This is a genomic window from Pseudomonas sp. KnCO4, from assembly GCF_045344305.1.
Classification (GTDB): Bacteria; Pseudomonadota; Gammaproteobacteria; order Pseudomonadales; family Pseudomonadaceae; genus Aquipseudomonas; species Aquipseudomonas anuradhapurensis.
This window is the reverse complement of the sequence record NZ_CP174199.1, coordinates 3349312-3370176: the sequence shown is the minus strand read 5'-3', so window position 1 is coordinate 3370176 and position 20865 is coordinate 3349312. Positions and strand designations below refer to the sequence as shown.

The window sequence follows — 20865 nt, the reverse complement described above, 5'->3', positions numbered from 1 at the left end:
TCTTGTGCTTTAGTGTTGGTGGTTAAATCTATTAAATTTTATGCTTTAGGTCCTGGGTTTTGCTGGTAAGCATTATGTACTGGGTCGAGTTTATAAGACCGGTAGAATGAGCTCCGGCCCTTGGTTTCGCACGTTGCCCACAGCGGTACTGACTCGATACCATTCAAAAAGCTCGGCGGGCTCCCCCAAGTTTAAAGCCATTTGTTCGGCCTGTTCGATTGCCATATTCAACTGGACCCATTCGCATGCGAGGTTAGGGGATAGCACTACAGGACGACGATCATGCATGTCAATCATGCCTCCGAGGGCGTCAGCTGTGATGATCACAACACCGTCGCTTTCTCTATTACAGAACTGTCCAATCGATGCGCAAAGAGCTGGGTGACCGTCGCGTCGTCGTATATGGTACGGCTGCTTCTTTGGACCGCCTTCGTCGACCCACTCGAACCATCCATCAACAGGAACAATCGCCCTGTTTGGCCAGATTGAGCGGAAAAAGGGGCTGTGGGCAACCTTTTCTATCCGGGCATTAATCGGGGCGGCACGGTCGGTAGCCCAATGCGGTCGCCACCCCCATTTCACCAGATCGGCCCGGGGACCTCCCTCGTCACAGCGCAGCACGGCGACTGATGTGGATGGGGCAACGTTGTAGCGCTGAAGAGGTTGCGTGTCGACGTTGCTGCGCCATACGCCTTCCATATTGAGTGCATCGGCAAACTCATGCAGTCCGCGATACTGGGACAACCGTCCACACATGTTCGAACCCTCTGGCGCAATCCTACAAGAATAGCTGTTGCGTCCCGAGGTGTGCCTTCAAAGCTTCGGGTAGACGGGCGCGACGTCTCGCCAAATCCGAGCGTCAGGCTTGCCACCCCAGGTCGTAACCATCCCTAGGTGTGTGTTTTTCTCAAAGGTCAATTGAGCCTTGAGCTCCCTCACTTCTCGCTGCAGACCCATGACCTGTTGTTCAGGCCTTCGTTGATCATCGTCAGCTTCCGGATATTCCGATTGGCCCTGGCGAGGTGCTGCCACGCCTACTCGGTCTCATGGGTCATCACTACCACCTGGTGCTTGAGCAATCCTCCTGCGTAGGCATGCCCAAGTCGAACTCCTTGTCATCAATCACCATCGCGGGCTCTTCAATAAACACTGTATGAGCATACAGTATCAGCTGGCCGCCAGCTGGCGAGAGTAGTCGGCCGGTGTGACCAGCACCCGGCGCGCGCTCTCGTCCCCACGCCACGCCTGCGGGCTAAACGTGTCGGAATTTCTGCGCACCTGCACGACCGCCAGCTCAGCGCAGTTACTGGGCGGCCGGGTAGGTATAGGGGAGGGCGCGCTTCTGCGAATCCCTGCAGCAAGGCCTATTTTTGCGGGCATAGGGCTCGCTCCCTTCCATTTTTAGGGAGACCCATCAAAAAAAGGTAATTTCGGTTAGGAGGGGGGTGTAACACCCCTGCAAGCCTTATGGGGCAAGGGTTTGAGCGATTACCAAAAAAGGTAATTAAAGGTAAGGAGAAAGGTAATTCTTCCGTAAGTTATTGATTTTAAAGGGTATGGTTTTTCCCTCACACAACCAGTCATGGAGGTAATCCAATTACCTTTCAATTACCAAAAAATTACCTTTTTTAAAATCCCTGTAGCCCTTGATTTACGTGGCCTCCAGAGCATTTTCAGATCTCAATTACCAAAATTACCTTTTTTTGAGGGGTCAACCTTAAACGGCGGCTCCCTATGGGAAACACCCTGGCAGGGTGACGTGCACACCCACCTTGGGAACACTCTGGGAACAAAAACGCTCACAAACGCTCTCTCTTGGCCACAGAAATCAAGGCCTCCAGCCTATCTGCCGCAATCTCGTTGAGTTCGAATCTCTACGCTTCCGCCATTTCTCTTCAACAAAAGCCCCGATCATTCGGGGCTTTTGTTTTTCTGCAACTGGGAAACCAGCCCCCCGCACGGATGCCTTCCACCGCCCTATTGCAAGGTCATCGGCTTCATGCCGTCGGGTAGTTTGCGCATCGTCTCTTCTATACGGGCAATCGTTTCCGCGAGTTCGTCCGCTTCCTTGTCCTTGCCCTCCCTCCTCAGGCGATCACGCTCCAGGCGCAGGTTGAGTAGATTTTTCTGCAGTTTCAGGGCCGAGGCATTGAATGGATCCATGCTGTTCTCATGCTGTAGGCCTCCTTGCCGTTGTAGGAAAACTGGACCGTAGCAGCTCGAATTTGCTGGAGAAACTGATGTTTCATACAGGCAATGCTTATTGATGGGAAACGTCCTACGCCGACTGGGAAAGTATCCTACAACCCTCGTTTCAACCCGTGTCTGACCAACCTGTCTCCATCCCCCGTACTAGCTGGCCGCCATCGGTTGCGAGCAGGGCAGGCCATCCACTCGGCTCAATCCTCGGCCTGCCGTGCTTTCTGAAACGTTCTGTAGCAATTGCTGGCCGTGACGTTAAAGGTGATCCGCATCCACTACCGCCTGGGTGAACGCCTGCGGTGCTTCCTGGGGCAGGTTGTGGCCAATGCCGCCGCTGATCAGTCGGTACTGGTACTTGCCGGTAAAGCGCTGTGCATACGCTTCGGCTGGTGGATGCGGGGCGCCGTTGGCGTCGCCCTCCAGGGTAATGGTCGGCACGCCAATGCTGGGCAAGCGGGCCAGCCTGGCTTCAAGCGGATCGTAGCGTGTTTCGCCTTGGGCCAGCCCCAACCGCCAGCGGTAGTTGTGCACGGTGATCGCCACCTGGTCGGGGTTGTCCAGGGCCTTGGCACTGCGCTCGAAGGTGGCATCGTCGAAGGCCCACTTGGGTGAGGCGGTTTGCCAGATCAGTTTGGCGAAGGCATGGCGGTTCTGCTCATAGCCGGCCTGGCCGCGCGCGGTGGCGAAGTAATACTGGTACCACCATTGCAGTTCGGCGCTGGGGGGCAGGGGGGCCTTGGCGGCTTCCTGGCTGCTGATCAGGTAACCGCTGACCGACACCAGCGCCTTGACCCGCTCGGGCCACAGTGCCGAGACGATGTCGGCCGTGCGTGCGCCCCAGTCGAAGCCGGCGAGCACGGCACGCTGGATGTGCAGCGCGTCCATCAACGCGATGACATCGCTGGCCAGCGCCGCGGGCTGGGCGTTGCGTGGGGTGGCGGCAGACAGGAAACGGGTCTGGCCATAGCCGCGAACGTAGGGCACCAACACCCGGTAGCCTTTGCCGGCGAGGGCAGGTGCGACATGTTCGAAGCTGTGGATGTCGTAGGGCCAGCCATGCAACAGGATCACCACCGGGCCGTCGGCCGGGCCTTGCTCGACATAGGCTACGTCGAGCACGCCGGCGTTGATGTGTTTCAGCGGGCCGAAGTCATCCGTCACGCTGGCGGCTGGCTGGGCCTTCTGTGGCGCAGCCGTGGCGATATTCGCCGCCATCAGGCCAAGCGGCAGCAGGGCACAGGCAAGCAGCGTACGGCTGAAACGGCGTGGCAGGGCAGTGCTCGAGTGGCGGGCAGGCATTGGGCATCTCCTTGGCGAAGCCATCGGTGCGGGTTGATGGTTGCCAGTAAAGATGAAGGCTGTATCAGGGATATGTCCGCTCGGCCTGCAGGCGCATGGTTGTGTATCAGCGTTCAGTCTGTACACATGAAGATACAAACGCTGGAGGGTCAGCGGCCGCCCGCAAGCCTGCTGCCAGCCAGTACCTGTTCCGTGCGCAAGATGCGCGCATAATCCAGGGCCAGGTTGGCCAGCGAAAGCGCATGTACGTCCTCCGCAGGCCACAGCCGGCCTTGCAGGTCGCGCTGGTCGAAGGTGAAGCAGGCATCTTCGACCACCACCACGTCGAAACCGAGGTTGCCCGCCGAGCGGGCGGTGGACTCCACGGAGTTGTTGGTTATCACCCCGGCGATCACCAGCTGGTTGATGCCGCGGGTGTGCAGCCAGCGCTCCAGCCCGGAGTTGGCGAAGGCGTCGGGCACATGCTTGTCGAACACCGTTTCGCTCGCCAGTGGCGTGAACGCAGGCTGGAATTCGCAACCGGACTGGCCTGGCCAGAACACCGAATCCACCGCGCGTGACAGGTGGCGCACATGAACCACCGGTCGCGCCAAGTGACGCCAAGCAGCCAGCAGCTCGCCCATGCGCAGTTCGGCTTCCGGGTTGTTGCGCCGGCCCAGACGTGGGTGGTGAATGCCCGCCTGAAGGTCGATCAGCAGCAGGGCTGTGTTGTCGGCGAAAGCGATCATGGGGGGTGGCACTCCTTGGCGGGTTCGAGCGGTTGACCCTAGCACAGGGTGAATGCCTGGGCAGCCTTCCGAACCTACGGATCCGGGCGCTGCTGCGCATTCAGCAACACAAGCAGGGCGTGGCATCTGATCCGCTTTTTTTCCACAAACCTGAATCTGTAACCGTATCAGCCCAAGCCGGACAATAGGCCCATTCCCGCATCCACACTGTTGAGGTTCCGATGGGCAAGCTCGCGCTGTTCCTGGGTGGTTTTCTGCTGTTGACCCTGCTGATAGGTATTCTTGGCACCATCCCGCCAAGCTGAACTCGATTCCTGCACACCCCACCTCTGCGCGGCCCGCCCGGCTTTCGGGCGGGCCTGCCGCTGTTGTCGTTTGGCCGATTCACCCTACCGATTTGTACGATAAGTCGTTCTTTACGCTGGGAAATCTGTCCACAAAAAACGTGGGTAGGTCTGTGGATAAAGTGCTGCAAGCCAAGCGTACGGCGGGCTCTGTTAAATTGAGCAGAATTTGAACAGCCGTTTCCAGGTGTTTCAATAGGCCATGCCGGCGCGGCGCAGCGCCGCGAGCAAGTCTCGTACCCGCGCCGGTAGTTCTCCGGCAGGGTAGACGGCATGCATCTGTGGGTCCTGGCCGCTGCTGGAGGTCAGGCGGTAATGCGGGCATACCCGCACCAGGCGCCCAGCCCTGACCTGCGCTTCGCCGACCCAGGCAGCCAGGCGGGCGATACCGGCACCGGCCAGCGTGCAGTGATACACCGCGTCGCCTGAATCCAGGCGCAACCTCGGCCTGGGGCGCAGGCTGGTGATCTGGCCGTCACGGCAGAAGTGCCAGGCTTTGAGGATGCGTGGGGCGGTGTGCAGGATCAATGCATGCCCTTGCAGGTCCTCGGGGTGCTGTGGCGTGCCTGCTGCTGCCAGGTATGCCGGGCTTGCATACAGGTGGCGCTGGTAATCCCACAGCGGGTAACCGATCAATTCGCTCGATTGCGGAAAGGCGCCGCGCACCACGAAGTCGAATTTGCCCTGCAGAGGATCGAGCGCCCCGTCGCTGTACTGCACGTCCAGTGTCACCTGGGGGTGGCGGCGGGAAAACTCGGCCAGTACCTGGGGCAGCACATGTTCACCCAGCAGCTGGGGCACGGCGAAGCGGATCCAGCCCTGTGCACTGCCGCTGAGCGCGGCCAGTTCATCAGCGGCATCACGTTGCACATCCAGCAAGCGCTCGGCGTGGGGCAACAGGCGCTCGCCGGCTTCGGTCAGGGTCACGGCGCTGGCGTTGCGGTTCAGCAGCTTGCTACCGGCATTGTCTTCGAGGGCCTGTACTGCGCGTGTCACCGCGCTTGGCGAGCGGCCCAGCGCGCGGGCGGCAGCAACGAAGCTGCGCTTGTGCGCCACGCTGACGAACGCCTGGATTTCCCGCAGCATGTCCAATGCCATTGGCTGTTCCTTGTTGCAGTTTTCGCAATGCGGCATTTCAACACAAGCGCAGCACTTTGATTAGCCTTGCGGGCGTCTTCACTGCCTGGAATCGCATCATGATGGATATCGCTGTGCTCTCCGTGTTCGCCTTTGCCGCCGGGCTGATCGACGCTGCCGTCGGCGGCGGCGGGCTGATCCAGATTCCGGCCTTGTTCAACGTGTTGCCCACGGCGCAACCGGCGGCACTGCTCGGCAGCAACAAGCTGGCGTCGGTCTGTGGCACGGCCTTCGCGGCCCGTTCGTTCATCCGCAAGGTGACCCTGGACTGGGGCCTGATCGTGCCGGCGGCGCTCAGTGCCTTTGTCATGTCGTTTGCCGGCGCTGCCACGGTGTCGCTGGTGCCACCCAGCGTGATGCGCCCGGCGGTGCTGGTGCTGATCGTGCTGATGGCCATCTACACCTTCTGCAAGAAGGATTTCGGCACCTTGCACACACCGGCGAAGATCGGCCGCAAGGAACAGTGCCTGGCAATACTGATCGGCGGTGCGATCGGCTTCTACGATGGCCTGTTCGGGCCGGGCACCGGCAGCTTCCTGATCTTCCTGTTCATTCGCTTCTTCGCCTTGGACTTCCTGCACGCCTCGGCGTCGGCCAAGGTGGTCAACATCGCCACCAACCTGGCGGCGCTGGTGTTCTTCGTGCCCTCGGGGAATGTGCTGTACGCCATCGCCCTGCCCATGGCCGCGTGCAACGTCCTTGGCGCGTTGACCGGTACCTGGCTGGCGGTGCGCAAGGGGGCGGGTTTTGTACGCGGGCTGTTCCTGGTGCTGTTGTGCGTGCTGATCGCCAAGCTGTCATGGGACTTGCTGGCCGGCTAGCTCAGATCACCTGACGCTGGGCCTCGGCTTGCTCCACGCGGTTGCGGCCATGCGCCTTGGCCCGGTACAGCGCCTGGTCGGCGCGCGCCAGCAATTCGTCCAGGGTGGGTGCTGGTGTGTCGGCGGCACAACCGGCCAGGCCAATACTCACGGTAATCTGCAGGCGCTGGTCGGCCTGCAGCACATGCAGGTCCTGCACCGCGCGGCGCAGGCGTTCGGCAGTGAACTTGGCGCGGTCGGGCGCCAGGCCCGGAATGATCACCACGAACTCCTCGCCGCCCAGGCGGGCGAACAGTTCGCTATCGTGCAGCTGGTCTTGCAAGGCAGCGGCGAACTGGCGCAGCACCTGGTCACCCACCGCATGGCCATGGGCATCGTTGATCGCCTTGAAGTGGTCGATGTCCAGCATCATCAGGGTCAGTGGCAGCGCCTGGGCGTGTTGCTGACGGCTGTCCAGCAGGGCATTGGCGCGGCGGGTGAAGGCACTGCGGGTGAGCACGCCGGTGAGGTGGTCGATGCTGGCCTGATGCGCCAGGCGCGCCATGAGGCTGCGGTTGGCCTGGCTGACGCAGGCGACCACCAGCGGCCCGAGCACCAGCATGGCGATGCCCAGGCGCGCAGACATCAGGGTGGTCACGCCCGGCTCGCTCTGCGGCACGATGAAATGCATGAGGTTTTGCGCCACCGCGACGATCAGCGTGCTGCCCACGGTAAGCGTCAGCAGGGCAACCAGAAACGGTGAGTACGTCCAGGCGCACCACAACAGCGCGGCAATCGGGAACGCAATGGCCCCGGGGCCGCCGAAAGCAATGCCGAGCGCCAGCGAGGCGAGCAGTACCAGCAACGGCGCCAGGCGGATCGCCTGGGCGCCGCCACGCACCAGGGCACGCGCCGAGGGGGCCGTGAGCAGCACCGGCAGCACCAGCACGCTGGTAGAGAACTGTTCGCTGAACCAGGCCAGCCAGGTAGCACGCAAGGACTGTTCGAACCAGGGGGCAGCCATCACGGTTGCCATGCTGGCCGCTACCATGGCGCCGGCGGCACAAGCGGCGAACACGCTGACCACGCCGTGGGGGGTACGCATGCGCTGGTGCAGGCGTGGCAAACGCGAGAGCAACAGCCACAGCGTGACCACCATGCCCAGGTTGCACAGGTTGAACCACAGGGCCGGTACCCAGGCGCTGCCGCACAGCAGGTCGGCGCCAACCATGGCCAGCCAGACCAGGGCGAAGCCCGCCAGCGTGGCCTGCCGGGGGAAGCGCAGCAGCACCCCGGCCAGTACCGCATTGACCGGCCAGAACAGCGACAGCGATTCGATCGGGCGGGCCAGGATACCGCCCAGGGTGAGGGCGAAGGTCAGGGCAAGCAAGATGACGACGTGCAACAGGCGCGATTGGGCTGGAAAAACCATGGGCTCGACCGGCAGAGCGGAAACGAAATCCAGGACAACGGCTTGAAGCACCTGGGGCAATGACGTATCAGTGTGTTTCGTCAGGGTAGTTGATGTCAATCTGCCGCGATCGGCCGGGATAATGTCAAACTGCCTGCATTGCTTGCCAGTTGCCTCACAGCCCGAAGAACCACGGCACCATCGATACGGTCACCAGCATCACCAGTAGCGTGAATGGCACGCCGACCTTGACGAAGTCGGCAAAGCGGTATTGCCCGGGGCCCAGCACCAGTGTGTTGACCGGCGACGAAACCGGGGTCATGAACGCGGCCGAGGCAGCCAGCGCCACGGTCATGGCGAACGGGTAGGGTGACATGCCCAGCTGTGCGGCGGTGCTGACGGCTACCGGGGCCATCAGTACCGCAGTAGCGGTGTTGGAAATGAACAGGCCGATCAGCGCAGTGACCGCGAACAGGCAGGCCAGGATGGCGCCTGGGCCGGCACCGCCGAGCAGGCTGACCAGCCCGCTTACGGCCAGGTCGATGCCGCCGGTTTTCTGCAGCGCCTGGGCAAAGGGCAGCATGCCGACAATCAGTACCAGGCTTTGCCAATGGATGGCCCGGTAGGCGCTGTTCATGTCGATGCAGCGGCCTGCGCCCATCAGCAGGCAGCCGATCAGTGCGGCGATGACGTTGGGTACCGCGCCGCTGACCATCAGGCCAACCATCACCGCCAGGCTCAGTAGCGCCTGCGGTGCGCGCCTGCGCGCGGGCGCGACCAGGTCGATTTCCGCAGGCAGGCTCAGGACCAGGAAGTCCTTGGGCCGGCTTTGCAGCTGGCGCACCGCCTTCCATGGGCCGACCACCAGCAGGGTGTCACCCAGGCGCAGCTTCTCTTCCACCAGTTGCGCGTCGATCGCCGCCTGTTCGCGGCGCAGGCCAACCACGTTGAGGTCGAAACGGGTGCGAAAGGCCAGTTCGAGGATGCTCTTGCCAATCAGTTGTGAGCCGGGTGGTAGCGACACCTCGGCCATGCCCAGCTCCTGGGACTGGTCGATGAAGTACGCTGCCTTGAAGTGCAAGGGCTCCAGCTGCATGGACTGGCACAGGTTGCGCAGGTCGTCATGCTTGGCAAACAGGTCCAGCAGCAACACGTCGCCCTGCTGCAGCACGGTAGCCGAATCGGCTGCGATCACCCGCGTGGTGAACTTGTGCTGGCGCTCGATACCGATCACGTTGGCGCCATGCCGGGTACGCAGTTCCAGTTCGCCCAGGGTATGGCCGATCAGCGGCGAATGCGGGCGGATGCGCAGGCGCCGTTCGCGGCCATTGAGCTTGTAGTCCAGCACCAGGTCGAGCAAGGTGCGACGGCTTTCCACCCGGCCATCCTTGCGCACCTCGCCATTCAGCCAATGCCGGGTCAGCAGCATGTAGCCGATGCCCAGCACCAGCACCACCAGGCCGAACGGGGTGAAGCTGAAAAAGCTGAAGCCCGCTTCGCCATGGCGCACCAGCTCGCTGTGCACCACCACGTTGGGCGGCGTGGCCACCAGGCTGAGCATGCCGCTGATCAGGCCGGCGAAGGCCAGCGGCATCATCAGCCGGCTGGGCGAAAGCTGCAGGCGCGCGGCGATGCTCAGCACCACCGGAATGAAGATCGCCACCACGCCAGTGGAACTCATGATCGACCCCAGCCCCGCCACGGCCACCATCAGCAGCACCAGCAGGCGGGCTTCGCTGTTGCCGGCGCGCTCGCTCATCCACTCGCCGATGCGGTAGGCGATGCCGGTGCGCACCAGGCCTTCACCGATCACGAACAGGGCGGCGATCAGCACCACGTTGGGGTCGCTGAAACCGGCCAGCGCCTGCTCCACGGTGAGGATGCCCGACAGCGGCAGGGCGAGGATCACCAATAGCGCGACCACGTCCATGCGCGGGCGGTTGATGACGAACAGGACGATGACGATGGCCAGCAGGCCGAGGACCCAGAGCAGCTCTTGGTTCATGGGGAGGGGGTGTTCCTTCACACGGGGGCACGTTAGACAGTAGCAGGCAGTGTGCCGGATTGTGCTGAAGGGGGTATTGATGTACTGCAGGGTTTGCCAAACAGAAGGGGCCGCATTGCGGCCCCTTGGTCACCGGGATCAGTGGCGGTGACGGCGGTGGTGCCTGCCGCCATTGTCGCCCAGGTGGTTGCCGATGGCGCCACCGGCCGCGCCGCCCAGGCCGGCGCCCACGGTGGAGCCGGTCTTGCCGCCCACCGCGCCGCCCAGCAGCGAACCGCCAGCCGAGCCCAGGCCACCGCCGATGGCAGCTTCGGTACGGTTGCCTTTGCTTGCGCCTACCGCACTGCCGGCTGCGCCGCCGAGGCCGGCGCCAATGGCCGCCCCGGTGCGGCCACCGATCTGTTGGCCAACAACGTTACCCAGAACACCACCCAGGCCACCGCCAATGGCGGCAGTACCGTCACCGGCGAAAGCGCCCTGGCACAACAGCAGGCCAAGGGCAAGGGAAGGCAGAGTCACACGCATGATACGAACCTCGAAGGAATCATCAGGTAAAGGTGCCGCGCACGGGCGGCGGATCTGGGGGAGAAGACGCTTCAGCGGTAGTAGCGGTCACCGCGGTAATCACGATCGTCATCATCATCATCGTCGTCATGGCGATCATGCCGATGGTGGTGACGGTGCTCATGGTCGCGGTCCCGCCAGCCATCGTCGTCGTCATGGTAGCGATGGCTATGGCAGCCTGCGGTGAGCAGGACAACGGCGATCAGCGAAAGGCTTGCAAGACGGGGTATCACGATATAGGTCCTTGATCCGCAACGGTTTGCGGCACACCTCCTGAGACTGGAAACGCTCCATTTGGTTTCGCTGGCAGGCAAAAATATTTGCCATGCCAGCGCTGAGCGGAAGGCCTGATGCGGGCAGGTTCAGCGCGCTGGCTGGATCGCCAGCACGACACCGTTGGTAATCTGCACCAGCACGTAGTGATCGCCCATGCGCACCCAGTGGCTTTCCTTCTCCGGTGCCGGCAGGCCTTTGCCTTTCCAGTCCTTCAAGGCCTGGTCATCGCGCTTGTACTGGTCAGGCGCCTTGTCGCCGACCTTGAGTTCGCGGTTGTGGGTTTCCGGGGCGGTGATGCTTTCTTCGCTGGATGGCGCAGCACCGACGGCCAGGGGCAGGCAGGGCAGTGCGGCAAGTAGCAGGTAGTGCAGTTTCATGACGATTCCTTGTGGCGACGTGTCTTAGCTGCGACAGCGGTTTGCGCCAGGCAATTCACTCGCGATGCCTGCCAGTGCTAGAGTCGCCTTCTTTTTTTACCCTGAGGATGGAACATGCGTGCGATTCTGCCGATGGCCGCGGCACTGATGCTGGTGGGTTGTGCTTCTGCAACCATGGAAACGGCCCGCGGCGGCAAGCCGACCGCGCAGCTCGACTCGCACAAGGCGCCGGAGCTGGTGGCCCAGTGCATCCAGTTCAGCTGGCAGGAGGAGCAGGTGTTCGGCGACGACGCCAGCGGCTATCTGGAACCGCGCGAGCAGGGCGGGTTCACGGTTTATACCCGTGAAGCCGAAGCGTTCGTGGATGTGTATCCGCAAGCCGGTGGGGCACGGGTGGATTTCTACGCGCAGAAAAACGATGGCGTGGCGCTACAGCGCCGGGCCGCGGCGGCGACTTGCCTGTAACCAGCGGACAGCACAATCGCAGCCTCTGTGGGAGCGGGTATACCCGTGCCTGCGCCAGTACCGGCAACGCCGCCTTCGCGGCTGCACAAGCTGCCACAAGGCCGCGTTGGCTTTACAATTTTTCGCAAGGCGGTCCTGTCGCCGTGAGCCTGGTGGAGGCTAGCATGAGCGCCTGCCACTCAGGGAAAACAGCATGGACCGCTCACTGCAACTCAACCGCGCCAGCTGGGACGAACGCGCGCCGCTGCACGCCGCCTCGAAGGACTACCAAGTCGAACGGTTTGTCCAGCATCACGACCACCTGTCCGATACCGTGCGCTTTGACCTGCCATTGCTCGGCAACATCAACGGGCTTGATACCGTCCACCTGCAGTGCCACATTGGCACCGATACCCTCTCGCTGGCGCGCCTCGGCGCCAAGGTCTGTGGCCTGGACTATTCGGCGGCATCGCTGGCCGAGGCGCGGGCTTTGGCCGAGCGCTGTGCTGCACCAATCAGGTATGTCGAGGCCGAGGTCTACGCCGCCAGCGAGGTGTTGCCGGCCGGCACCTTCGATCTGGTCTACACCGGCATAGGTGCGCTCTGCTGGCTGCCGCGCATCGAGCCTTGGGCGCGTACCGTCGCTGCGTTGCTGAAACCGGGTGGGCGCCTGTTCCTGCGTGACGGTCACCCGATGCTGATGGCGGTCAATGAAGACCATCAGGACCGCCTGCAGCTGGAATACCCCTACTTCGAGCAGCAAGCGCCGACGGTCTGGCACAGCGACCAGACCTACGTCGACACCGAGCAGCGCCTTACCCACTGCGAAACCCACGAATGGAACCACGGCCTGGGCGAAGTCATCAGCGCCTTGCTCGGCCAGGGCATGCAACTGACTGCTCTGGTCGAGCACCAGAGCATTCCGTGGGAGGCGTTGCCGGGGCAGATGGCCAAGGGTAACGATGGCGAGTGGCGCTTGCGTGACCGGCCTGCGCGCCTGCCACTGAGCTATACGCTGACGGCAACCAAAGCCTGATCAGGACAGATACCCGCCATCGACATTGAGCGCCGTGCCGGTGGTATAGCTGGAGGCATCGCTGGCCAGGTACAACACGGCGCCGGCCATTTCCTTGGGGTCGGCTACGCGCTTGAGCGGGATCTGCTGCAGTGCAGCATTGCGGATAGCGTCGTTCTTCACCAGTGCCGAGGCGAACTTGGTGTCGGTCAGGCCCGGCAACAGCGCGTTGCAGCGGATGCCGAACGGCGCGCATTCCTTGGCGAAGACCTTGGTCATGTTGATGACCGCCGCCTTGGTCACCGAATAGATGCCCTGGAACAGGCCAGGTGAAACCCCGTTGATCGACGCGACGTTGATGATGCTGCCGCCACCCTGCTCGCGCATCAGCTTGCCGGCCTCCACCGACATGAAGAAGTAGCCACGGATGTTGACGTCCACGGTCTTCTGGAATGCGCCCGGGTCGGTGTCCAGTACATTGCAGAATTGCGGGTTGGTGGCGGCGTTGTTGACCAGGATGTCCAGCCGACCGAATTGTTCGCGGATCCCGGCGAACACCTGCTGGATCTGCTCCAGTTCGCCAATGTGACAAGCCATCGCCGTGGCCTTGCCTCCCGCGGCGATGATGGCCTCGGCAACCTGCTGGCAGCCGTCGAGCTTGCGGCTGGACACGATCACATGGGCACCTTGCTGCGCCAGCAAATGGGCAATCGCCTCGCCAATGCCGCGGCTGGCGCCGGAAACGAAGGCGATCTTGCCATCGAGGTCGAACAGGTGGGTCTTGGACATGCTGTTTTCCTTGTTATCCGTGGTCGGGTCGGGCTCAGAGGCTGGACTTGGCAATGACCTGCAGGGTCATGTGCTCCAGCAGTCGGTTCATGTGGATGAACTGGGCGAAACGCTTGTCCTGGGTCTGGCCGTGGTAATAGCGGTAGTAGATCTGCTGGACGATGCCAGCCAGGCGGAACAGCCCATAGCAATAGTAGAAGTCAAAGTTGTCCAGGCGGATGCCGGCGCGCTCGGCGTAGTAGTCGACGAACTCGCGGCGGCTGAGCATGCCCGGCGCATTACTGGGCTGGCGGCGCATCAGTTGCACTGGCGCCGGGTCATCGGCCTCGATCCAGTAGGCCAGGCTGTTGCCCAGGTCCATCAGCGGGTCGCCAAGGGTGGCCATTTCCCAGTCCAGCACACCGATGATGCGCATGGGGTTGGCGGCATCGAGGATCACGTTGTCGAAACGGTAGTCGTTGTGCACGATGGCCGCGCGCGGGTGGTCGGCAGGCATCTTTTCGCGCAGCCAGGCGGTTACCTGTTCCCAGCGCGGGGCGTCCGGGGTCAGGGCCTTTTCATAGCGGCTGGTCCAGCCTTCGATCTGGCGCTGCACGTAGCCTTGTGGCTTGCCGAGGTCGGCCAGGCCACAGGCGTTGTAGTCCACTTGGTGCAGCTCTACCAGGCGGTCGATGAAGCTTTTGCACAGGGCCTCGGTGCGCGGGGCGTCGAGGTCCAGTTCGGCCGGGATGTCCGAGCGCAGGATGATGCCGTTGACCCGCTCCATGACGTAGAACTCGCCGCCGATCAGGCTGCTGTCGGTGCAGTGCACGTAGGCCTTGGGGCAATACGGGAAGCCGCTGTTCAGCTGGTTGAGGATACGAAATTCGCGGCCCATGTCGTGGGCCGACTTGGCCTTCTGGCCGAACGGCGGGCGGCGCAGCACGAAGTCACGGTCAGGGTAGCTGACCAGGTAGGTCAGGTTGGAGGCGCCACCGGGGAACTGGGTGATGCGCGGCAGGCCGTCCAGGCCGGCAATATTGGCCTTGAGGTAAGGATCGATGACGGCTGCATCGAGTTCTTCGCCGGGGCGTACCTGGGTGGACTGGTCGGTGAGCGTCATGCGTTTTCCTTATTCTCGATCGCAAGGACTATTGGCTAATCTAATGCGCTGGTGAGGTTGGAACAAGCGTGCCAGATACTAAATAGGTAAGGGTGTTGCAGCTTGATCAACTGCCTTGATGAAAGCTGCATTGTTTGCCTGGCACGCAACCGTGTAGGCGCGGCCTTGTGTCGCGATGGGGCGCGAAGCGGCCCCAGGATTGCTGCGCTGATACAAGATCGCCGGGGCCGCGATGCGGCCCATCGCGACACAAGGCCGCTTCTACAAAAAGCCAGCGCAGCCTGCCAAGGGCAAAAAAAAACCGAAGCCATTCAGGCTTCGGTTTCTGATCAGCCGGTATCGCCAGCCCTCAGGACGGGAACAGCTCGCTCAGCTTCATCGACAGCATCATGTCGCCTTCAACGCGCAGGTTGCCGCTCATGAACGCCTGCATGCCGTCGGTTTCGCCGCTGACGATACCCTTGAGGGTTTCGCTGTCCATCACCAGCGTGCAGTTGGCATCCGGGTTTTCGCCTTCCTGCAGGTCGCAAGTGCCGTCCTTGACGATCAGCGCATAGTGCTTGTCTTCGTCGGTGATGTTGAAGCCGAACACCAGGTCCAGGCCGGCGGCAGCGGATGGGTTGAACTTCTCTTGCATCTTTTTGACGGCATCAGCTACGGAGGTCATGGCGCATTCCTTATAGAGTGATTTACACGTCCCCGCAGGGACACAACAAGCCGGGCTCATCGATAGGTGACAAGCTCCGGCGCCTTCAACAGCTGCACATGGGCCTGGCTGTTGAAGGAAGCCAGTGCCACGTCGCGGCCGCGGAACTTCAGCTGGCTGAGCGACGTGTTGATGATCTGCCAGTTCAGCGCGAACGCCTGGCCGGGGGTAATACGGGTCACCAGGTGGAGCAGGGCGGCAATGGTGCCGCCCGAGGTGAAGATGGCGATGTTCTCGCTGCCGGCGGCGCCATCGAGTACGCGGTGCAGGCCATCGCGCACCCGAGTGGTGAAAGCCTGCCAGGTTTCCAGGCCATCGTCGGCATGCTCGCCCTCGTACCAGCGCTGTACCATCAGTGCGAACAGGCGCTGGAACTCGCTGCGATGCTGTGCACCATTACGCAGGATGTGCAGGGCATCAGGCTCGTCCGGCAGCAGCCCGGGTAGCAAGGCGCGGATCACGCCGTCGGCGTCGAACTCATTGAACGCGGCATCGGTCTCAACAACCGGCACCGTGCAGCCACTGGCGTGCAGGGCCTCCAGCGCCAGGCGCGCGGTATCCTGCTGGCGGCGCAGGTTGCCTGCCACGCAGCGGTCCAGGCGCACGCCAAGCTGGGCCAGGTGCTCGCCCAGGGCCTGGCTTTGGCGCACGCCCACTGGCGAGAGGACGTCGTAGTCCTCGGCGCCGAAGGAGGCTTGGCCATGTCGGATCAGGTAGAGGTTGCCCACGGAAGGTTCCGGCCTGTTGGAGGTTGCTGCGAGGTTAGGATGCGGCACACGGGCTGTCAACGAAAAAACATACAAGCGTTTGAAAAGCTTGTTTGAAAGATGTTGCCAGCGTTTGCACCGGCTGGCAGCACCTCAGGCGCAACGGTATGCTTGCTACAGTTACGCGCCGTTGTGGCGCAGGTATTTAAGGAGTCAATGTGGAGTTTCTTGCCGAATACGCAAGCTTTCTCGCCAAAACCGCCACCCTGGTCATCGCCATCCTGGTGGTGCTGTCGGCCATCGCCGGGTTGCGTGGCAAAGGGCGGCGTAAACCGGGCGGGCAATTGCAGGTCACCCGTCTGAACGAATTCTACAAGGACCTGCGTGAGCGCCTGGAGTCCGGCCTGCTCGACAAGGCCGAACTCAAGGCGTTGCGCAAGCAGCAGGCCAAGGCGGAAAAACAGCAGCAGAAGAAGAAAGGCAAGGCCGAGGAAAAGGGCCGGGTCTTCGTCCTGGACTTTGACGGTGACATCAAGGCCTCCGCCACCGAAAGCCTGCGCAACGAAATCACTGCGCTGCTGACCCTGGCCACCCCGCATGACGAAGTGGTATTGCGCCTGGAAAGCGGGGGAGGCCTGGTACACAGCTACGGCCTGGCCGCCTCGCAACTGGCGCGCATCCGCCAGGCCGGCATCCCCTTGACCGTGTGCATCGACAAGGTGGCTGCCAGCGGCGGCTACATGATGGCCTGCATCGGCGAAAAGATTGTCAGCGCACCGTTCGCCGTGCTGGGCTCCATTGGCGTGGTGGCGCAATTGCCCAACGTCAACCGCCTGCTGAAAAAGCACGACATCGATTTCGAAGTGCTCACGGCCGGTGAGTACAAGCGCACCCTGACCGTGTTCGGCGAGAATACCGAGAAGGGGCGGGAGAAGTTCCAGGAAGACCTGGACATCACCCATCAGCTGTTCAAGGATTTCGTCGCCCGGTATCGCCCGCAGCTGCACATCGACGAAGTGGCCACCGGCGAAGTCTGGCTGGGCGTCGCGGCACTCAACCGCAAGTTGGTGGACGAATTGCAGACCAGCGACGAATACCTCAGCGAACGTGCGCGCACGGCCAACCTGTTCCACTTGCACTATGCCGAACGCAAGAGCCTGCAGGAGCGCATCGGCATGGCTGCCAGCGGCACGGTGGAGAACACCGTGGTGGGGTTATGGAGTAAACTCGGCCGCCTGCGCTAACACCTTGAACCCGTTGAAATTTTTTTTCGTTCAGGGGGTTGCAAGGTTAAACGAATGCAGACATAATGGCGCCCATCGAAACGCAGCAAACTTTGAAAAAGGTTCAGCGTTTCAAGGAGATAGCGAAGCGCAAGCAGCTAGATCCGAACTTTGAGGCCGAGTAGCAAAGTGGTTATGCTCCGGATTGCAAATCCGTCTACGCCGGTTCGATTCCGACCTCGGCCTCCACTATTCGAAAGCCCCGCAGCCATTGAGGTTGCGGGGCTTTTTTCATTCCTGCGGATTTTGCTGGCCCCGGCTATTTGGGACAACCCTGGGGCACTCGACGAAATTTCCAGAGCCTGGCGATAGCGTCGAGGCGGCGTGGCCTTGAGCACATGCTGTAAGATCCGTGTTGTGCAGGAGCTCGCCAGCTTCAGGCGCCTGGTTGACCTTGCAGCCGACGGCTGACAAGGAGCAAAAACAGAACAGAGCTGTCCCAAACCTCAGCGATGCTGCGAGTTTGAGTTCTACTGCCTTGCGAGATGACACATGCCACTAGATAAAAGGTTTGCTGCATATCAGCTCCTGAGAGAGCTGGATGCCATAACCTCGTCGATCATGAACCAAGTCGCGTACGGACGTATTGGCGATCCTTCATGGAAAGAGGCGCAGGCCCACCATCGGGAGGTCTTCGAGAAGTGGATGAGCTTTGCTGCGACGCTCAACCCTCCCGAGCTGTGTGGCCTCGGCAATGAGGACAATGATCCGGCCGAGTTGCGATCAGGCTGATCGTTCCGTTTCACTCAATACGTACTTGGCCTTTCCCGGTCGTCCGGTAGCCATTTATTTGGCGTCAAAAATGTTGAGTCGGTGTGCTCGTTGCTGTAAGAAGCATCTTTCTCGATAACTCAGGACATTGGGACGATGGCGAGGGAGCGTGGCGAGTGCTTCTGGCAGTGGGGCGACCCGGTATTACACACCAGAACTCATAACGAAACGTTGAGTGACGGAACACAAATCGATGTGCAGGTTCGGCTGTCCCGAACCGGCGCTACCCAGATGTTCATCGGTGTCTATGCTCCTGGTGGAGCGATGATCCACGAAGAGAGCTTTGATTCTCGCCCAGGCGAGACGATGACGCGGGCAATGGCTTGGGGCGTAGGGCGTGCTCGCTGTCTGGCTGGCGGAGTGCGATCGCCCAGCCGAAAGGTAACCACGGGGTAGTCTTGCGCGACGTCCAGGCCATTGCTGAGTTCTGCCCACAACAACCAGACGCGCAAATTTCAGGCGGGTGCAGGGCATCGGCCAGTCACGCGCTGCAGTGCCTGGTCGGTCGCTTGAATATTTGCCGCGCACGCCCCTAGAATCACGCCTCGGTCGGCCGGATCAGCCGACCGTCTTTCCCTTCCGCGAACAAGGAGGTGCCCCCATGACCCAGTTTCCCATGATGTGTCCGTCAACGAACCGTCAACGAAATTCTGGAGGGGCCGTCGTTGCCCCGCGGAGAACCAAACATGTCCACGCTATACCCATCAGTGCTTCTGGTGGCCCTCGGCTCGGCTGAGGAGCAAGCCCAATGCCGTACCCTGCGGGTACGCGACGAGCAATCGGACTTCATCGCCACTAACGCCGAATCGCTGGAACAGGCCGCCGATAGCCCCTGGTGTGAACCCTTGGGTGTGCGCGCTGTGCACACCGGTGAAATGGTCGGCTTCCTGATGCATGCCCTCGATCCGGACGAGAACAGCCGCTGGATTTATCGCCTGATGATTGACCACCGCTACCAGGGCCGTGGATACGGGCGCGCTGCCTTGCGGGCGCTGCTGGAGCATCTGCAAAAGATGCCCGGTGGCCCTGGCGTCGCCCTTGGCGTCGCCCCGGAGAACACCGGGGCACGACGTCTCTATGCCTGCGAAGGCTTTGTCGAGACGGGTGAACTGATCGATGGCGAGTTGATCATGCGACGTCTGTTGGCATGATCGAAAGTGGGGGGGCCCAAGCGCCCCCGCTGCCTCGCCTCATGCGCAGGCGCTAGCCTTCAGGCGGGTTTACCCCACAGATGAATTCATCCGCCCCCAAGCGGTGCGAACCGAACTCCACGACGTAGCCATGACCACGGCGCTGTGCCTCGGCCCTGGCCGTCTTCTGGTCGGCATAAACATCGACGAAATGCCAGGGATGGCGGTCTCTCAGCACCCCCCAACCGAGCACCCAGCCTTCATTGCCTGGGTCGGGTGGCAGGTTCTTCGCCAAGCTGCGGATGCTCATGTCTATACCTCGATTAACTGACCAGTCGCCTGTTCGCGAAGGCGCTCCGACTCACGGCTTGGGCATTACCGTGAAGGAAGCATCGCATTTCGGCTGCAGTAACACTGGCCTATCGAACAGCACACCGCCACTGGTGATGAGGCCGCTGGTCTGTGCCAGATAAGCCCATAAGCCCAGATCGTGGATGACGATTTGTGTCGCAGTGTGCGGCTGACCAAGTTTGAGCTCGTATTCGATCCGCTCGAGCACGTCTTTTGCTTCTTCGTCCGTCATGCTGTCCACCCCTTCAAACCACCTTTCATCCCAGGCCCGGCAGGTTGCCAGGCAGAAATTCCTGCGCCTACCAGCAACTAGAGCCCAGGCGACACCGGTTGGTTCGCTTTTATCAAGGGGTAGCGTGCGCTGCAGCCACAGCCAGCGCACGTGTACGTCAACCTTCGAACTGAATCACCATCCGCCCTTTGATCTTGCCCTCCAGCATTTCCTCGAAGATGCGGTTGATATCTTCGATAGGGCGCAGCGTGACCTTCGGCACCACTTTCCCTTCTGCGGCAAACTGGAAGGCTTCCTGCAGGTCCTGGCGGGTGCCGACCAGCGAACCGACCACTTCGATACCGTCCAGCACCAGGCGGGGGATATTCAGGTCCATGGCTTCCGATGGCAGCCCGACTGCCACCAGTCGGCCGCCGGCGCGCAGGGCGTCGACCGCCGAGTTGAAGGCAGCCTTGGCCACTGCGGTAACCACCGCCGCATGGGCGCCGCCGGTCTTAGCCTGGATGACCTTGGCAGCATCTTCGGTACGCGGATTGATCACCAGGTCGGCGCCCATCTCGCTGGCGAAGCGCAGCTGCTCGTCATTGACATCGACGGCGATCACTTTGGCGTTGAACACGTTTTTGGCATATTGCAGTGCCAGGTTGCCAAGGCCACCGAGGCCGTAGATGGCGATCCACTGGCCGGGGCGGATGTTGGAGACTTTCACCGCCTTGTAGGTGGTCACGCCGGCGCAGGTAATGCTGCTGGCAGCCGCGGAGTCGAGCCCGTCGGGCACTTTGACCGAGTAGTCGGCCTTGACGATGCAGGCTTCGGCCATGCCGCCGTCTACCGTGTAGCCGGCGTTCTTCACTTCGCGGCAGAGGGTTTCATTGCCGCTGTTGCAATACTCGCAATGCCCGCAGCCCTGGTAGAACCAGGCCACGCTGGCGCGGTCGCCTGGCTTGAGCGAGGTGACGCCCGGCCCGACCTCCTGGACCACGCCAATACCTTCGTGGCCCAGCACCACACCGGTCTTGTCACCGAAGTCGCCGTTCTTCACATGCAGGTCGGTGTGGCACACACCACAGCATTGCATCTTCAGCAGCGCCTCGCCGTGTTCGAGTGGGCGCAAGGTCTTCTCCACCACTTCTACGCGACGGCCTGGGGCAACAACAGCAGCTTTCATATGAGCCTCCGTATCCTGTTCCGA

At 61.8% G+C, this 20865-nt stretch carries 24 protein-coding genes and 1 tRNA gene; 8 read left to right on the top strand and 17 right to left on the bottom strand.

Features of this window, described 5'->3' with window-relative positions:
* Positions 1-90: 90 nt before the first annotated feature.
* From ACJA3S_RS15860 to ACJA3S_RS15840, 5 genes are all read right to left on the bottom strand, one after another.
* Positions 91-756 (bottom strand): SOS response-associated peptidase, encoded by a 666-nt coding sequence (locus ACJA3S_RS15860; RefSeq protein ID WP_406819216.1) that lies wholly within the window; start codon positions 754-756, stop codon positions 91-93.
* Between the two features lie 1221 nt (positions 757-1977).
* Entirely contained in the window at positions 1978-2163 is a 186-nt protein-coding gene (locus ACJA3S_RS15855) for a hypothetical protein (protein ID WP_406819215.1), read from the bottom strand.
* A 294-nt stretch (positions 2164-2457) separates the two neighbouring features.
* Positions 2458-3501, bottom strand: coding sequence for an alpha/beta fold hydrolase (locus ACJA3S_RS15850; RefSeq protein ID WP_406819214.1), 1044 nt, complete (start codon positions 3499-3501; stop codon positions 2458-2460).
* A gap of 149 nt (positions 3502-3650) precedes the next feature.
* A complete protein-coding gene (locus tag ACJA3S_RS15845; RefSeq protein WP_406819213.1) occupies positions 3651-4229 on the bottom strand; it encodes a cysteine hydrolase family protein in 579 nt (192 codons plus the stop codon).
* 536 nt (positions 4230-4765) lie between these two features.
* Positions 4766-5671 (bottom strand): LysR substrate-binding domain-containing protein, encoded by a 906-nt coding sequence (locus tag ACJA3S_RS15840; RefSeq protein WP_406819212.1) that lies wholly within the window; start codon positions 5669-5671, stop codon positions 4766-4768.
* Between the two features lie 98 nt (positions 5672-5769).
* Here ACJA3S_RS15840 and ACJA3S_RS15835 point away from each other — a divergent pair, with 98 nt between their 5' ends.
* Positions 5770-6531 (top strand): TSUP family transporter, encoded by a 762-nt coding sequence (locus ACJA3S_RS15835; protein WP_186687043.1) that lies wholly within the window; start codon positions 5770-5772, stop codon positions 6529-6531.
* 1 nt (position 6532) lies between these two features.
* Here the strand turns inward: ACJA3S_RS15835 and ACJA3S_RS15830 are convergent, their stop codons facing one another.
* The 5 genes from ACJA3S_RS15830 to ACJA3S_RS15810 form a co-directional block, all read right to left on the bottom strand.
* On the bottom strand, positions 6533-7957 hold the full coding sequence (locus tag ACJA3S_RS15830) for a GGDEF domain-containing protein (RefSeq protein ID WP_170034208.1): 1425 nt from the start codon (positions 7955-7957) through the stop codon (positions 6533-6535).
* A gap of 139 nt (positions 7958-8096) precedes the next feature.
* Positions 8097-9926 carry an SLC13 family permease gene (locus ACJA3S_RS15825; RefSeq protein ID WP_406819211.1) on the bottom strand — a complete coding sequence of 610 codons (1830 nt, stop codon included), beginning with the start codon at positions 9924-9926 and terminating at the stop codon, positions 8097-8099.
* 138 nt (positions 9927-10064) lie between these two features.
* A complete protein-coding gene (locus ACJA3S_RS15820; RefSeq protein WP_170030461.1) occupies positions 10065-10451 on the bottom strand; it encodes a glycine zipper domain-containing protein in 387 nt (128 codons plus the stop codon).
* A gap of 71 nt (positions 10452-10522) precedes the next feature.
* The gene (locus ACJA3S_RS15815; RefSeq protein ID WP_186674852.1) at positions 10523-10720 is read right to left on the bottom strand and encodes a hypothetical protein; all 198 of its coding nucleotides are present in this window, start codon (positions 10718-10720) and stop codon (positions 10523-10525) included.
* Positions 10721-10852: 132 nt separating this feature from the next.
* Complete coding sequence (locus ACJA3S_RS15810; protein WP_186687047.1) at positions 10853-11143, bottom strand: RcnB family protein; 291 nt, start codon at positions 11141-11143, stop codon at positions 10853-10855.
* Positions 11144-11257: 114 nt separating this feature from the next.
* Here ACJA3S_RS15810 and ACJA3S_RS15805 point away from each other — a divergent pair, with 114 nt between their 5' ends.
* Entirely contained in the window at positions 11258-11608 is a 351-nt protein-coding gene (locus ACJA3S_RS15805; protein WP_406819210.1) for a hypothetical protein, read from the top strand.
* Between the two features lie 193 nt (positions 11609-11801).
* Complete coding sequence (locus ACJA3S_RS15800; protein WP_406819209.1) at positions 11802-12623, top strand: class I SAM-dependent methyltransferase; 822 nt, start codon at positions 11802-11804, stop codon at positions 12621-12623.
* Here the strand turns inward: ACJA3S_RS15800 and ACJA3S_RS15795 are convergent, their stop codons facing one another.
* The 4 genes from ACJA3S_RS15795 to ACJA3S_RS15780 form a co-directional block, all read right to left on the bottom strand.
* Positions 12624-13391: an SDR family oxidoreductase gene (locus ACJA3S_RS15795; protein WP_170030457.1), complete on the bottom strand. Its 768-nt coding sequence runs from the start codon at positions 13389-13391 to the stop codon at positions 12624-12626.
* A 34-nt stretch (positions 13392-13425) separates the two neighbouring features.
* Complete coding sequence (locus ACJA3S_RS15790; RefSeq protein ID WP_406819208.1) at positions 13426-14493, bottom strand: phosphotransferase family protein; 1068 nt, start codon at positions 14491-14493, stop codon at positions 13426-13428.
* 349 nt (positions 14494-14842) lie between these two features.
* The gene (locus ACJA3S_RS15785) at positions 14843-15160 is read right to left on the bottom strand and encodes an SCP2 sterol-binding domain-containing protein (protein WP_406819207.1); all 318 of its coding nucleotides are present in this window, start codon (positions 15158-15160) and stop codon (positions 14843-14845) included.
* 56 nt (positions 15161-15216) lie between these two features.
* Positions 15217-15927, bottom strand: coding sequence for a histidine phosphatase family protein (locus tag ACJA3S_RS15780; protein WP_406819206.1), 711 nt, complete (start codon positions 15925-15927; stop codon positions 15217-15219).
* Between the two features lie 197 nt (positions 15928-16124).
* Here ACJA3S_RS15780 and sohB point away from each other — a divergent pair, with 197 nt between their 5' ends.
* The 5 genes from sohB to ACJA3S_RS15755 all read left to right on the top strand — a co-directional run bounded on the left by sohB (position 16125) and on the right by ACJA3S_RS15755 (position 19111).
* Positions 16125-17150, top strand: a complete 1026-nt coding sequence (gene sohB, locus ACJA3S_RS15775; RefSeq protein WP_170030454.1) for a protease SohB — start codon at positions 16125-16127, stop codon at positions 17148-17150.
* A 154-nt stretch (positions 17151-17304) separates the two neighbouring features.
* Positions 17305-17378, top strand: a tRNA-Cys gene (locus ACJA3S_RS15770).
* Positions 17379-17681: 303 nt separating this feature from the next.
* Positions 17682-17921 (top strand): hypothetical protein, encoded by a 240-nt coding sequence (locus ACJA3S_RS15765; RefSeq protein ID WP_406819205.1) that lies wholly within the window; start codon positions 17682-17684, stop codon positions 17919-17921.
* Between the two features lie 135 nt (positions 17922-18056).
* On the top strand, positions 18057-18356 hold the full coding sequence (locus ACJA3S_RS15760) for a hypothetical protein (protein WP_406819204.1): 300 nt from the start codon (positions 18057-18059) through the stop codon (positions 18354-18356).
* A gap of 290 nt (positions 18357-18646) precedes the next feature.
* The gene (locus ACJA3S_RS15755) at positions 18647-19111 is read left to right on the top strand and encodes a GNAT family N-acetyltransferase (RefSeq protein ID WP_406819203.1); all 465 of its coding nucleotides are present in this window, start codon (positions 18647-18649) and stop codon (positions 19109-19111) included.
* A gap of 52 nt (positions 19112-19163) precedes the next feature.
* Here ACJA3S_RS15755 and ACJA3S_RS15750 read toward each other — a convergent pair whose 3' ends face one another.
* The 3 genes from ACJA3S_RS15750 to adhP form a co-directional block, all read right to left on the bottom strand.
* Positions 19164-19400, bottom strand: a complete 237-nt coding sequence (locus ACJA3S_RS15750) for a hypothetical protein (protein ID WP_406819202.1) — start codon at positions 19398-19400, stop codon at positions 19164-19166.
* A 51-nt stretch (positions 19401-19451) separates the two neighbouring features.
* Positions 19452-19673, bottom strand: coding sequence for a hypothetical protein (locus ACJA3S_RS15745; protein WP_406819201.1), 222 nt, complete (start codon positions 19671-19673; stop codon positions 19452-19454).
* Between the two features lie 157 nt (positions 19674-19830).
* The gene (adhP, locus tag ACJA3S_RS15740) at positions 19831-20841 is read right to left on the bottom strand and encodes an alcohol dehydrogenase AdhP (RefSeq protein ID WP_406819199.1); all 1011 of its coding nucleotides are present in this window, start codon (positions 20839-20841) and stop codon (positions 19831-19833) included.
* Positions 20842-20865 lie beyond the last annotated feature (24 nt).